This window comes from Streptomyces sp. NPDC012466, assembly GCF_042955215.1.
Classification (GTDB): domain Bacteria; phylum Actinomycetota; class Actinomycetes; order Streptomycetales; family Streptomycetaceae; genus Streptomyces.
This window is the reverse complement of record NZ_JBIBEQ010000014.1, coordinates 86,585-99,816: the sequence shown is the minus strand read 5'-3', so window position 1 is coordinate 99,816 and position 13,232 is coordinate 86,585. Positions and strand designations below refer to the sequence as shown.

Sequence of the window (13,232 nt, the reverse complement as noted above, 5' to 3'; positions counted from 1 at the left end):
ACGTCCTCCATGAAGGGCTCAGATGATCCCGAAGAGCATGCCCGCGCCGAGGATGACCAGACAGGTGAGGGCGGCCCACTTCACGACGAACTTGGTGTGGTCGCCGAACTCCACCTTGGCCATGCCGACCAGGACGTAGACGGCCGGGACGAGCGGGCTGGACATGTGCAGCGGCTGGCCGACCAGCGAGGCGCGGGCCATCTCCAGCGGGGTGACCCCGTGTGCGGCGCCCGCCTCGGCGAGGACGGGCAGGACACCGAAGTAGAAGCCGTCGTTCGACATGAAGTAGGTGAGCGGCAGGCTCAGGATGCCGGTGACGAGGGCCATGTGCGGGCCCATGCTGGCGGGGATGACGTCCACCATCCACTTGGCCATGTGGTCGACCATGCCGGTGCCCTGGAGGACGCCGGTGAAGACGGCGGCGGCGAAGACCATGCCGGAGACGTTCAGGACGTTGTCGGCGTGGGCGGCCAGGCGGGCCCTCTGCTCGGGGATGTGCGGGAAGTTCACCGAGAGGACGAGCGCGGCGCCGATCAGGAACAGCACCGGGATCGGCAGCCACTCCATGATCATGGCGGTGAGCAGGGCGACCGTGAGCAGCGCGTTGAACCAGTAGAGCTTGGGGCGCAGGGTGGCCCGGTTCGGGTCGAGGCCCTGGAAGCCGTCGTCGTCCGCGGAAGCGGTGGAGTCCTCGGCGTGCCCGGGAGCGTCCGTGCCGGAGCCCGCGCCACCCGTGACGCCCGCCGCGGCCGTGCCGCCCTTGCGCATCGAGACCTTGCCGTTGCCGTCGCCGGAGCCGCCGGAGCCGACGAGGACCGTCTCGGCCTCCTTCTCCTCCTCCAGCACCTCGTCCAGCGTCAGCACGCCCAGCCGCCGGCGCTCGCGCACACCGAGCACGTAGGAGAGGCCGAAGACGAAGAGCAGGCCGACCAGGAGCGCCGGGATCATCGGGACGAAGATGTCGCTCGCGTCGAGCTTCAGCGCGGTCGCGGCGCGGGCGGTCGGGCCGCCCCAGGGGAGGGTGTTCATGACGCCGTTGGCCATGGCGGCGACACCGGTCATCACGACCAGGCTCATCTTCAGGCGCTTGTACAGCGGGTACATCGCCGAGACGGTGATCATGAAGGTCGTCGAGCCGTCGCCGTCCAGCGACACGATCGCGGCGAGCACGGCGGTGCCGACGACGATCCGCATCGGGTCGGCTTTGCAGAATTTGAGGATGCCGCGGACGATCGGGTCGAAGAGACCGACATCGATCATCACACCGAAGTAGACGATCGCGAACATGAGCATCGCCGCGGTGGGGGCGAGGCTGGTCACGCCGTCGATGACGTAGTCGCCGAGTTTGGCGCCCTTGCCGACGAACACGCAGAACAGCGCGGGAATCAGCACGAGCGCCGCGATCGGCGACATCTTCTTCATCATGATCAGGACCAGGAAGGTCGCGATCATGGCGAAGCCGAGGATGGTCAGCATGAGTGGATACCTAACGTTCGCCCTTGAACTCCCACCAGGGCCGGCGGTGTCCGAGACGTTAGGTCCGTTCAAGCAGCGTTAACAAGACGTTGACGTGCGAGCAATAAGCGCAAAACTGCTGGTCACAGCTTTGCTCAGGTCAGAGCGGTGAGCTTTTCGGTCACGGAGGCGCCTCCCGTGGCCGGCGCGGGGGCCACCTCGACCGGTACCGCGTTGAGGACCGCGTTGCCCGACAGCGGGTCGAGCAGCCGGCCGTCGAGGAGTTGGTTGACGTTGACGCCGGGGTCCGTGGAGGCGTGGCTGAGGCGGGTGCCGGGACGGTTGTGGCCCCAGCCGTGCGGCAGGCTCACCACTCCCCGGCGCACCGCGTCCGTGACCTCGGCGGGTGCGGTCACCTCTCCCCCGGCGCCCTTGACCCGTACGGCGGCCCCGTCCTCGACGCCCAGCCGCTCGGCGTCCTCCGGGTGGATGTGCAGGGTGCAGCGGTTGGAGCCGCCGGTGAGTGCGGGCACGTTGTGCATCCAGCTGTTGTTGGAGCGCAGATGGCGGCGGCCCACCAGGACGAGTCCCTCGGGGCGTTCGGCCAGGGCCGCGCGCAGGCGGGGCAGGTCGTCCGCGATCGGGCCGGGCAGCAGTTCCACCCGGCCGCTGCGGGTCTTCAGGGGCTGGGGCAGACGGGGCCGGAGCGGGCCGAGGTCGATGCCGTGCGGATGCGCGAGCAGCTTCTCCAGGCCTAGCCCGTCCGGTCGCGCGCCGAAGCCGTCGCCGTAGGGGCCGAGGCGCAGCATCATGTCGAGCCGTCGCTCGGGGCCGGTGTCGCCGGTGAGCCGGGCGGCGAGCTCGCGCGGGTCGCCGCCGTGGACCGGTGAGTGCGGCTCCTCGACCGCCTTCCCGAGGGTCTGGTCGATGACCATCTGGTCGACGGCCGCCGGATCGGCCCCGTGCATGCCGGTGACGGCCAGGATCAGCCGCGCCAGGATCTCCGTCTCGGCCATGCGGCCGGGTTCCAGGGGGACCGCGGGGCGGGTGTAGCGGACCTGGTTGCGGACGGCGAGGGTGTTGAAGGCGAAGTCGTGGTGCGGGCTCTGGGAGGGCGGCGGCGGGGGCAGCACCACGTCGGCGTGGCGCGAGGTCTCGTTGAGGTACGGGTCGACGCTGACCATGAAGTCGAGCGAGTCGAGCGCCTTGTCGAGCCGGTCGCCGTCGGGCGCGGACAGCACGGGGTTGGCGGCGACGGCGATCAGCGCGCGCACCGGCTCGCCCTCCTCGGTGGCGGTGTCGATCTCCTCCGCGAGGGCCGCCAGGGGCAGTTCGCCCTTCGCCTCGGGGTGCCGGCTCACCCGGGAGTGCCAGCGCCCGAGGGCGAAGCCGCGGCCGGGTCCGGCGGGGCGCGGGGTCTTGTCGGTGGCCGCCTGCGGGAAGAGCGCGCCGCCGGGCCGGTCGAGGTTGCCGGTGAGGATGTTCAGCACGTCGACGAGCCAGCTGGCGAGGGTGCCGTGCGGGACGGTGCAGCTGCCGATCCGGCCGTAGACGGCGGCGGTCGGGGCGGCGGCCAGTTCACGCGCGAGGGCGCGGATCGAGCCGGCCTCGACGTCACAGGCCTCCGCGACGGCCTCGGGGGTGAACTCCCGCAGCGCGTCGGACAGTTCCTCGATGCCCTGGGTGTGCGCGGTCGGGTCGACGAGATCCTCGTCGAAGAGCACCCGGGCCATCGCCGCCAGCAGCAGCGCGTCGGTGCCGGGCCGGATCGCGATGTGCCGGTCGGCGAGCTTGGCGGTGCGCGTGCGCCGCGGGTCGATCACGACGAGCCTGCCGCCCCGGGCCTTGAGCGCCTTGAGTTTGCCGGGGAAATCGGCGGCGGTGCACAGGCTGCCGTTGGACTCCAGCGGGTTGGCGCCGATCAGCAGCAGATGGTCGGTGCGGTCGAGGTCGGGAACGGGGATGGCGTTCGCGTCGCCGAAGAGGAGGCCGCTGGAGACGTGCTTGGGCATCTGGTCGACCGTGGAGGCGGTGAAGACGCTGCGGGTGCCGAGACCGGCGAGCAGGACGGGCGGGTAGAGGGCACCGGCCATGGTGTGCACGTTGGGGTTGCCGAGGACGACCCCGACGGAGTGCGGGCCGTGGCGCTCCACGACGGGCCGGATGCCTGCGGCGACCGCGTCGAAGGCCTCCTCCCAGGTGGCCTCGCACAGCTCGCCGTCCCGGCGCACGAGCGGCGTGCGCAGCCGGTCGGGGTCGGAGTCGACGGCCCCGAAGGAAGCGCCCTTGGGGCAGATGAAGCCCCTGCTGAACACGTCGTCGCGGTCACCGCGAGCGTGGGTGACGCGCGTCCCCTCGATGGTGAGGGTCAGGCCGCAGGTGGCCTCGCACAGGGGACAGATACGCAGGGCGGTGCGGGACACGGGTCCTCCCGGGGGGCGGCGGCTACGGTGACGCGCTGACCCGCCCGAGCATACCGACCGGTATGGACGGCGGGGAGGCCCTGGCGGGATCGGGGTCAGTCGAGCGCCCGCGCCAGATAGGCCCGCAGCATCTCCCGGGCCTCGTCGATGATCCGCTCGTCCCCTTCCGGTGCGACCCGGAACGCCAGGTGCACGAGGGTGTCGGCGGTCTCGACGGCGATGAGGAAGACGCGGCGCAGATCCTCGTCGGGCTCGCGCCCGAGATATCCGGAGAGGAGTTCGGTGAGACGGTCGGCGACGCGGTGGTTGGGTTCGGCGCGGCGGGCCCCGACCGGGATCTGGTTGCCGAAGTCGACGAGCGAGAAGCCGGGCGCGGTGCGCTTCATCTCCAGGTACTCGTCGAGCACGGCGTCCATGGCGGTGCGCCAGCCCCCGGCCTGACCGGCCTGCTGGAGGCGCTGGGTGACGCGTACCGAGTACCGCTCGAGGTTGCGCTGGGCCAGGGCGTCGACCATCTGCCGCTTGTTGCCGAAGAAGCGGTAGACCGAACCGATCGGGACCGAGGCCCGCTGGGCGACGGCACGGGTGCTCAGGGCGTCGTAGCCGACCTCGTCGAGAAGGCCGGCACAGGCGTCGAGGATCCTGGTCAGACGTTCGGCACTGCGCCGCTGCACGGGCGCACGACGGAGCGATGTCGCGTGGGGCACGGGCTTCATGATGCCGCTCCGGCGCGCTCCGGTGAACCTCGCCCCCCGATGTCCGTCCCCTGGGTCCGGGCCTTGCGGCGGGAGGCGGCGTCCGGTGTCACGCCCGGGCCGGGCTCCGAGGCGGTGATGTCGGCCGTGCTCTCCACGGGCTTGCCGTCCACCGCCCAGACGGTGGCGTCGTCGGCGTAGAGGCGGGCCGTGACGCGGTGCGTGCCGCGCGGCACGAGGCGGGCGTCCAGCCGGTACGCCGGGGCGCGGAGGCGGGCGACGGGACGGCCGTCGACGTAGAGGTGCGCCAGGCCGCGCCCGGCCACCGCCCGGGCTGCCGCGCCGGCCGGTGAGAAGCGGAAGTTCCGCACGGTCAGGCGTACGTCCCAGCCGCCGGCCGCGTCGGGCTGCACCTCGATCCCGACGTCGGGTGCCTCCTCCGGCCCGACCTCCCGGAAGGGCCGGCCCTCCGGGTCCCGGTCCTCCAGGATCTTGCCGACCGGCGAGGGCGACGCGGCGTCCTCGCGGGCGTCACCGGAGCCACAGCCCGCGGATCCGGCCAGAAGGAGGACACAGCCCGCGAGCGCGGCAACAGATCTCCGTGTCCACGACATGTCGGGGAGCGTAGAACACACGTCCGGCCCGGCGGATCGTTCTCAAGTCGGGTTCAGGTCATCCGTCATGAGGAGGGGCGCGCCCCTCTTGCGTCGGGGAAATCGCAATCCTACGGTACTGCATAGGAATCAACGGCAAGGGAGCAGCGATCATGGGCGATGGGGGCACCACCCGCGCGAGCGGGTTCGAGCGTGGGGAAGCGCGGAAGACCGCCGAAGGGCTGACCTACCTCTCCGGCTTCGGCAACGAGCACAGCTCGGAGGCCGTACCGGGGGCCCTGCCCGAGGGCCGCAACTCGCCCCAGCGGGCCCCGCTCGGGCTGTACGCGGAGCAGCTGAGCGGCTCGGCCTTCACCGAGCCGCGGGCGCACAACCGCCGCTCGTGGCTGTACCGGATCCGGCCGTCGGCCGCGCACCCGGCGTTCACCCGGACCCACAACGGCTCGATCCGCACCGCCCCCTTCACCCAGACCGTGCCCGACCCCAACCGCCTGCGCTGGAACCCGCTGCCCGACCCGGCGCCCGAGACCGACTTCCTGGCGGGCCTGTGGACCCTGGGCGGCAACGGCGACGCCACCCAGCGCACCGGCATCGCCGTGCACCTCTACACGGCCAACGCCTCGATGCACCGGGTCTTCGGCGACGCCGACGGCGAGTTGCTGATCGTCCCGGAACGCGGCGGGCTGCTGCTGCGCACGGAGTTCGGTCTGCTCCACGCGGAGCCGGGACATGTGGCCCTGATCCCGCGTGGGGTCCGCTTCCGCGTGGAGTTGCTCGACGAGTCCGCCCGCGGCTATGTGTGCGAGAACTACGGCGCGCCCTTCCGTCTCCCGGACCTGGGCCCGATCGGCGCCAACGGACTCGCCAACCCCCGGGACTTCCGCGCGCCCGTCGCCGCGTACGAGGACGTCGAGGGCCCGGTCGAGGTCGTGAACAAGTTCTGCGGCAACCTGTGGACGGCCACCTACGACCACTCCCCCCTGGATGTGGTCGCCTGGCACGGCAACCACGTGCCCTACGTCTACGACCTGCGCCGCTTCAATGCGCTCGGCACCATCACCTACGACCACCCGGACCCGTCGATCTTCACGGTGCTGACCTCCCCGTCGGACACCCCGGGGCTGGCCGGGGCCGACTTCGTGGTGTTCGCGCCGCGCTGGCTGGTGGGCGAGGACACGTTCCGGCCGCCGTACTTCCACCGCAACGTGATGAGCGAGTACATGGGCCTGATCGAAGGCGCCTACGACGCCAAGGCCGAGGGCTTCGTCCCGGGCGGCGGCTCGCTGCACAACATGATGTCGGCGCACGGCCCGGACCGGGAGACGTTCGACCGGGCGAGCGCCGCCGAGCTGAAGCCGCAGAAGATCGACGACGGCCTGGCGTTCATGTTCGAGACGCGCTGGCCGCTCACCCTCACCCCGCACGCGGCCCGCGCGGAACACCTCCAGCAGCGCTACGACGACGTCTGGCGGGGACTGGAGCGGCACTTCCGCCCCTTGCACTGATCATTTCCTACCGGTACGGATGGCCCGTGACCTCCTTCGCCCCGGACTCCATCGTCCTGAACCGCAAGCTGCCGCTGTGGTACCAGGTGTCGCAGTCGCTGCGCGCCTCGATCCTCGGCCGCTCGCCCCGGGACCCGCTGCGGCTGCCCACCGAGGAGCAGCTGGCCGGGCACTACGGCGTGAGCGTGCTGACGATGCGGCAGGCGCTGAAGGAGCTGGAGGACGAGGGGCTGATCTCGCGCCACCGCCGACGGGGCACGTTCATCGAGCCGGACGCGCGCAGGGGCTCCCCCGTGCGCCTGCTCGGCTCGGTGGACGCGATCGTGGCCCAGCAGTCGGGCATGACGACCGACCTGCTGGACCACGGCACCACGCCGGTGCCGGGCGAACTCGCCGAGTTCTTCCCGGATGTACGGGAGGTCGCGACCTACCACCGGCTGCGGAGCGACGAGACGACCGGCGAGCCGACGAACCACGCCCGCAACTACGTGCGCCCCGAACTGGCCGCACGGATCGACCTGGACGACCTCGTGCGCTGGCCGATGACCAAGGTGCTGCGGGACGTGGTGGGGGCGGACATCAGCCGCATCACGGACACCGTGGAGGCGCGGCTGGCCGACCCGGAGACCTCGAAACTGCTCCAAGTCCCGCTGCTGAGCCCGATCCTGCACTACACCGGCGTGACGTACGACGCCGGGGGGCGGCCTCTGGACGTGGCCGTCATCCACTACCGCGGTGACCGGTTCTCCTTCACGGTGACCCTGGACGCCACCTGACCCGCGCGTCCTCGGCAGGTCGTACGATGCCCTGCGTGACGCACGACGACGCTCCGCTGCTGGCGGACCTCATGCCGTGGTCCGTCGCACCGCCGCGGCTCGGCCGGGGCTGGCCGGCGGCGCCCGACGCGGCGTCCCTGAAGGCCCGCTGGGACACCTTGGTGAAGGCCGAAGGGCCCGACCGCGAGACCCTGTTCGAGCCGACCCGCTCGCGCACGCTGCACACGGCGGTCGGCCGGCTGCCCGGCCGGACCGGCAGCGGCACGGAGAAGCTGGCCCGCGCCGCGGGGCCCTGCCCGGAGCCGGTGCGCGTCCTGCTCGCGCCCTACGACGAACAGTGGCTGATCCCGGACCAGCGGCTGATCGACGCGGCCCGGCCGGAGCTGTGGCGGGTGGCGGACGAGCGGCAGGTCTTCGTGGTGGAGGCGCCCGGGACCACCCCTCCCCTGCTCGCCACCTCGTTCCTCCCGCTGCTGCGCCCCGGCCGCGTCCGCCCGCTGTACCGGCGTCCCGGGGGCCGCGAGCCGAACCTGGCCCCGGGCCTGCTGGAGCACCTCGGCACCCGTCTGGGCGGCACCCCGGCGCCGCTGGACGTGCTGGCCTGGATCACGGCCACGGCCCGCCCCGACCTCACCGTCCCGCTCACTGGGGACGCCGCCGAGTGGGAGCGGGGCCTGGAGCTGGGCCACCGGCTGCTGTGGCTGATGCGCCGCGACGGCGAGCGCCCGAAGCTCCCCGGCGGCCGCCGCCCCTACGTCCGCGCCCCGCTGCCCTCCCGGCCCGTGGCGCTGCGCTACGACCGGGACGAGGAGGCGCTGTTCCTGGACGAGGGCCGCATCTCCCCCGTGCCGCCGGAGGCCTGGGACTTCGAGGTGGGCGGAGTCCGCGTCCTGGAGCAGTGGTTCGCGACCCGCGTCGCCGTCCCCGAGCCGGGCACCCTGGCGGCGATCCGTCCCCTGACCTGGCCGCAGCCCTGGACGTCGGAGCTCTTGGAGCTGATCACCGTCCTCGCGCTCCTGGCCGAACTGCGCCCCTTGGAAGAGCCGGAGATCCCCGACCCGGTCACGGCCACGGATCTGCGCACGGCGGGCGTCCTGCCGGTACCGGACGCGGCCCGCCGGCCGGCGTCGGTGCTGGAGGAACCCGAGGAGGGCCCCGAGGGGCAACTGGCGCTCCTCTAACGCCGCTCGGGGTCGAAGGCGTCCAGGACGCGTTCGAGGGCCCGCCGGAACACCGCCTCCAGATCCACCGGCCCGCTCTGCTCCATGAAGGCCGCGGTCATCCGCGGATACGCGCCGGTGGCGAGCTGACTGCCCAGATAGGCCATGCGGACCGCGTTCTCCTCCTCCGCCGACCACGGCACGGAGCGGGTGCGTTCGGCGGTCGCGATCTCGTTCCCGGTGTACGTCGTCACGACGCCGTTGAGCAGCGCGATCAGCTCCGTCTTCGTGCCGGCCGGCACGTCGAGCGGTTCGAGGCAGGCCAGGCAGTGCTCCAGATAGCGCAGGGTGTTGGGGCTGAAGCCGAAGACCCCCGGCATCAGGCGCGGCACCCAGGTGTGGCGGCACATGATGGCGCGCGTCTCCTGCGCGTTGCGGAGCATGTCGGCACGCCAGTCGCCCGTGGGTTCGAACATCTCATGCTCGGCGCCGATGGCGTCGATCATCAGTTCGTACAGGTCCTCCTTGCGTGGGACGTAGTTGTACAGCGACATCGTGCCGCAGCCCAGCTCGGCCGCGACCTGCCGCATGGTGACCCCCTCCAGCCCCGACGCGTCGGCGATCCGCACCGCCGCCGCCGCGATGTCGGCGCGGGTGAACGCCGGTTTCGGCCCACGGCCGGTGCGCTCGGGGCGCGCCCAGATCACTTCGGGTACGGCCGCTCGGCCCGCCATCGATCATCACCTCGGCCACCATCCTAGTTACGTACAGCGTACGTAGTGCGCTATGGTCACACCATGACTTCTACGTACGCTGTACTTAGTGAGGGTCTGGAGAAGCGGTTCGGGGAGGTCCGTGCCCTGCGCGGCCTGGACCTCGCGGTCGCCGAGGGCACGGTCTGCGGGATCCTCGGGCCGAACGGTGCCGGGAAGACGACGGCCGTAGGGCTGTTGACCACGCTGCTGCGGCCGGACGCCGGCTCCGCCCGGGTCGCGGGGCACGACCTCGTCCGCGAGGCCGCCGCCGTACGCACGAGGATCGGCGTCACCGGGCAGGACACCTCCATCGACGGGGACCTCACCGGACGGCAGAACCTCCAGTTGTTCGGCCGGCTGCACCGGGTGCGCGGTCCGGCCGGCCGGACCGCGGAACTCCTCGACCGCTTCGGCCTGACCGAGGCCGCCGACCGCCCCGCCGCCACCTACTCCGGCGGCATGCGCCGCCGCCTGGACCTCGCGGCGAGCCTCATCCGCCGCCCCGACGTGCTGTTCCTGGACGAGCCGACGACCGGCCTCGACCCGGTCAGCCGCACCCTCATCTGGGACGTGGTGCGCGGCCTGACCGCCGAGGGCACGACCGTGCTGCTCACCACCCAGTACCTGGAGGAGGCCGACCGACTGGCCGACGACATCGCCCTGGTGGACCGGGGGCGGGTCGCGCACTCCGGGTCTCCGGCGCAGCTCAAGTCGCTCGTCGGGGCGCACGCCGAGGTCGTCGTGCCGGACGGGGATGTGCTCGCGAAGGCCGCGGCCGTGCTCGACCGGCTGACGGGCGCGCAGCCGTCGTTCGACCACGAGCGCAACGCCGTCGGCGCGGTCAGCAAGGACCCGACGCTCACGATCCCGCTGCTGGTGCGCGCCCTGGACACGGCCGGCGTGCCGCTGCTCGACGTGAGCCTGCGCCCGCCGACCCTCGACGACGTGTTCCTGCGTCTGACGGAGACCACGCCCGAGACGACCGACGAGAAGGAGCGTGCCGCATGAGCATGCTGGCGTACGACGGGACCGCGATGCTGGGCCGCCAGCTGCTGCGGATGCGGAACAACCCGGGGCTGCTGATCCTCACCCAGACGATGCCGATCAGCATGCTGCTGTTCTTCGGCTACGTCTTCGGCAGCGCGCTGGCGGTGCCGGGCGAGGCCTACCGGTCCTTCCTCGTGCCGGGTCTGCTGGTGGCGACCGCCTCGGGCGGGATCATGACCGGGATGTTCCAGGCGGCCCAGGACACCCACCGGGGCGTGACGAACCGCCTCCGCACCCTGCCGATGAGCCGGGCTGCCGTACCCCTGGGGCAGGCCGCCGCGGACGTGGTGGCCACGGCCGTCGGGACGGTGCCGTTCCTGCTGGTGGGACTCGCGGTGGGCTGGCGGGTCGAGGGGGGCCCGCTCCAAGCGCTGGGGGCGTTCGCGCTGCTGATGCTGTTCCGCTTCGCGTGCACCTGGGCCGGGATCTACCTCGGCCTGCTCACCCGCAACGAGGAGGCGGCCGGCCAGCTGGGCGGAGCGACGTTCCTGCTGCCGCTGCTGTCCAGCGCCTACATCCCGACGAGCGGGCTGCCGGGCTGGCTGCGGACGGTCGCCGAGTGGAATCCGATCAGCGCGGTGGCCACGGCCCTGCGCTACCTCCTCGGCAACGCGCCCGTGCCGGACGGGGCGGCCTGGCCGGTGACCCATCCCCTCGCGGGGTCGCTGATGTGGTGCGCCGTGCTGCTCGGGGTGTTCGTGCCGCTGGCCGTGCGCCAGTACGCACACGGGGAGCGGTGAGCGGGCGTCCGCGGACGTCGCCCCCGGTCACTGCCGGGCGGGGATGGGCACCGACAGGGGGCGTGCCGCGCTCGGGAACACACCTGGCGCCGCTGCGTGCCGCGGGGTGACGGACGACGGGTGTCGCAGCGCTGTCGCCGGGGGCGGTGTGACCGCCCGAGCGCGGGCCCCTACCTGCTTCCGAACAGCGAGCGACGCAGCCGGCGCAGCGGCGCGAAGAGCGAGACGCGACGCACGCGCGCGCCCCTGCCACTGCGGTCGTGCGGCCGACGCGCGGTCAGTTCCCGCATGAGCGAGGTCGCCTCGACCGTCTCTCGCTGAGGGACGGCGGGACCGCCCAGCACCGAGAGGTGGCGGTCGAGGCGCGAACTGGTCGCGCTGCTCCCGCAGGTGATCGCAGGGACCCTGGCCCTGCTGCGCACTGTTATCTGATCCATGTCACTCCCCACCCGTACGAGTCCACCCGGCCCGGGCAGGTTAACCCTATCGCCCCGTCCGGGCACTCGTGTATCGCGGTCACAGGATTCACCTTCCCCATAAGGGGGTTGACGATGTATCTCCGATTACTCTCCGAATCCAACAGATTTCAGGGCGAGTTGGACGATCGGCTGGGTAGTGGGCTGCGGCGATCCCCCGGCGGGCTCGACGGTCACGGCCAGTGACGTCGCCGAGGTGCCGAGATCCGTTGCGACCAGGGGCGTGTCGCCCTCGAAGAGCCCCAGGGAGCGCGGTTGCGCGCCCGGGCGCATGAGCCACAACTGGTGCACGCGGCCGCCCGACGGGTCGCCGTATCCGCCCAGGGTGACCACCGCACTCCCCTCCGTGGCGGAAGCGATCACTCCGATGGTGCGCCCCCGCCCGTCCCGGCCGCTGCTCGCGCGGGCGTCCGGAGCCGCCAGAACGTGGGCGATCTCACGTGACCGATCTTGCTCGGCGGCCAGCCGGTCCTGCGCCCGGTTCGCCTGCACGGCGAACAGTGAGGCGACGACGAGGGCCGCGGCGGCGGTGGCCGTCGCGAAGGGCACGAACAGCGGGATCCGGCGCCGCTGCCGCTGCCGGGGCGGCGGCCGGGTGCCCCACACGTGCGGCGGCAGCTGCGTCGCACGCGCGCGGGCCGGCTCGCGCGCCGCACCCTGCGGTGCCGGATCCTGCGGAGTCGTTTGTACGGCGAGCATGACCCGGTCGCGCAGCGCGGCGGGGGCCGGGGCGGCCGTGGACCAGGCGAGCCGGACGGCGTCCTCGGTCAGGGCGCGCACCTCGGCGGCGCAACGGCCGCAGTCCCGCAGATGCTTCTCGAAGCGCACCCGCTCCGGCGGCCCCAGGGCGTCGAGCGCGTAGGGCGCGGCGAGCGAGTGCAGGTCCTCGCGGCGGAAGAGGCTCATGCCACACCTCCGAGGCACTCGCGCATCCGGGTCAGCCCGTCGCGCATCCGGGTCTTGACGGTGCCCAGCGGCAGGGAGAGCTGCTCGGCCACCTCACGGTACGTGTAGCCCTCGTAGTAGGCGAGGGTGACGGACTGGCGTTGCAGGACCGTGAGCCGGTCCAGACAGCGGCGTACCCACTCGCGTTCGAGTCCGGCCTCGACCTCCTCGGTGACCTGGTCGAAAGCGGTCTGGTTCGCGCGGAGCGCCTCGCGCTGCTCGCGCTCCCCGGCCGCGCGGGCGCTGCGCACCCGGTCGACGGCGCGGCGGTGGGCGAGGGTGAGGACCCACGACATCGCGCTGCCCCGGCCCGGGTCGAACTTCGCCGCGGACCGCCACAGTTCGAGCAGCACCTCCTGCGCCACCTCCTCCGACTGGGCGGGATCGCGCACCACGCGCCGTACGAGCCCGAACACGGGGCCGGACACCAGTCCGTACAACCCCTCGAAGGCCTGCTGGTCCCCGCCCGCCACACGCAACAGCAGTTCGTCCGCCTCCATTCGGTCCCCCTCTCCGAGGCCGCACCGGGCCTGTCCCCTCGCACGAGGCATTCGCACCACACACACCTCCGGCAGGGGTTACGGATCAGCGCGCCGAAAACGCGGGTCGCCCGGCGATGAAACAACTTCCCCCTCTCGCCG

13 protein-coding genes are annotated in these 13,232 nt (G+C 72.3%); 5 read left to right on the top strand and 8 right to left on the bottom strand.

All coding sequences use genetic code 11. The annotated features are described in order from the left end of the window. Nucleotides 1-18 precede the first annotated feature (18 nt). From ACFY9E_RS36920 to ACFY9E_RS36905, 4 genes are all read right to left on the bottom strand, one after another. Nucleotides 19-1,476: a citrate:proton symporter gene (locus ACFY9E_RS36920; RefSeq protein WP_390992176.1), complete on the bottom strand. Its 1,458-nt coding sequence runs from the start codon at nucleotides 1,474-1,476 to the stop codon at nucleotides 19-21. 134 nt (nucleotides 1,477-1,610) lie between these two features. Then, the gene (locus ACFY9E_RS36915; protein ID WP_390992173.1) at nucleotides 1,611-3,878 is read right to left on the bottom strand and encodes a molybdopterin-dependent oxidoreductase; all 2,268 of its coding nucleotides are present in this window, start codon (nucleotides 3,876-3,878) and stop codon (nucleotides 1,611-1,613) included. A gap of 95 nt (nucleotides 3,879-3,973) precedes the next feature. After that, nucleotides 3,974-4,594, bottom strand: a complete 621-nt coding sequence (locus ACFY9E_RS36910) for a TetR family transcriptional regulator (protein ID WP_390992171.1) — start codon at nucleotides 4,592-4,594, stop codon at nucleotides 3,974-3,976. After that, on the bottom strand, nucleotides 4,591-5,187 hold the full coding sequence (locus tag ACFY9E_RS36905; RefSeq protein WP_390992168.1) for a hypothetical protein: 597 nt from the start codon (nucleotides 5,185-5,187) through the stop codon (nucleotides 4,591-4,593). The genes ACFY9E_RS36910 and ACFY9E_RS36905 overlap by 4 nt, the downstream gene beginning before the upstream one ends. A 152-nt stretch (nucleotides 5,188-5,339) precedes the next feature. Between ACFY9E_RS36905 and hmgA the strand changes: the two genes are divergently transcribed. From hmgA to ACFY9E_RS36890, 3 genes are read left to right on the top strand one after another with little or no spacing between them, the layout of a single operon-like run. Next, on the top strand, nucleotides 5,340-6,692 hold the full coding sequence (gene hmgA / locus ACFY9E_RS36900) for a homogentisate 1,2-dioxygenase (protein ID WP_390992165.1): 1,353 nt from the start codon (nucleotides 5,340-5,342) through the stop codon (nucleotides 6,690-6,692). A 26-nt stretch (nucleotides 6,693-6,718) separates the two neighbouring features. Beyond that, complete coding sequence (locus ACFY9E_RS36895) at nucleotides 6,719-7,468, top strand: UTRA domain-containing protein (protein WP_390992162.1); 750 nt, start codon at nucleotides 6,719-6,721, stop codon at nucleotides 7,466-7,468. A 26-nt stretch (nucleotides 7,469-7,494) separates the two neighbouring features. Further along, nucleotides 7,495-8,649: a type ISP restriction/modification enzyme gene (locus ACFY9E_RS36890; RefSeq protein ID WP_390992159.1), complete on the top strand. Its 1,155-nt coding sequence runs from the start codon at nucleotides 7,495-7,497 to the stop codon at nucleotides 8,647-8,649. On the opposite strand, the gene ACFY9E_RS36885 is transcribed toward ACFY9E_RS36890, so the two are convergent. Then, nucleotides 8,646-9,362 (bottom strand): TetR/AcrR family transcriptional regulator C-terminal domain-containing protein, encoded by a 717-nt coding sequence (locus tag ACFY9E_RS36885; protein ID WP_390992156.1) that lies wholly within the window; start codon nucleotides 9,360-9,362, stop codon nucleotides 8,646-8,648. The genes ACFY9E_RS36890 and ACFY9E_RS36885 overlap by 4 nt on opposite strands. Nucleotides 9,363-9,425: 63 nt before the next feature. Here ACFY9E_RS36885 and ACFY9E_RS36880 point away from each other — a divergent pair, with 63 nt between their 5' ends. Beyond that, nucleotides 9,426-10,391: an ATP-binding cassette domain-containing protein gene (locus tag ACFY9E_RS36880; RefSeq protein ID WP_390992153.1), complete on the top strand. Its 966-nt coding sequence runs from the start codon at nucleotides 9,426-9,428 to the stop codon at nucleotides 10,389-10,391. Next, nucleotides 10,388-11,170: an ABC transporter permease gene (locus ACFY9E_RS36875; protein ID WP_390992150.1), complete on the top strand. Its 783-nt coding sequence runs from the start codon at nucleotides 10,388-10,390 to the stop codon at nucleotides 11,168-11,170. Before ACFY9E_RS36880 ends, ACFY9E_RS36875 begins: the two co-directional genes overlap by 4 nt. 170 nt (nucleotides 11,171-11,340) lie before the next feature. On the opposite strand, the gene ACFY9E_RS36870 is transcribed toward ACFY9E_RS36875, so the two are convergent. From ACFY9E_RS36870 to ACFY9E_RS36860, 3 genes are all read right to left on the bottom strand, one after another. Beyond that, nucleotides 11,341-11,607, bottom strand: a complete 267-nt coding sequence (locus ACFY9E_RS36870; protein ID WP_031141653.1) for a hypothetical protein — start codon at nucleotides 11,605-11,607, stop codon at nucleotides 11,341-11,343. Between the two features lie 126 nt (nucleotides 11,608-11,733). After that, complete coding sequence (locus ACFY9E_RS36865; protein ID WP_390992147.1) at nucleotides 11,734-12,552, bottom strand: anti-sigma factor domain-containing protein; 819 nt, start codon at nucleotides 12,550-12,552, stop codon at nucleotides 11,734-11,736. Further along, entirely contained in the window at nucleotides 12,549-13,091 is a 543-nt protein-coding gene (locus tag ACFY9E_RS36860) for an ECF RNA polymerase sigma factor SigK (protein ID WP_390992144.1), read from the bottom strand. The genes ACFY9E_RS36865 and ACFY9E_RS36860 overlap by 4 nt, the downstream gene beginning before the upstream one ends. Nucleotides 13,092-13,232 lie beyond the last annotated feature (141 nt).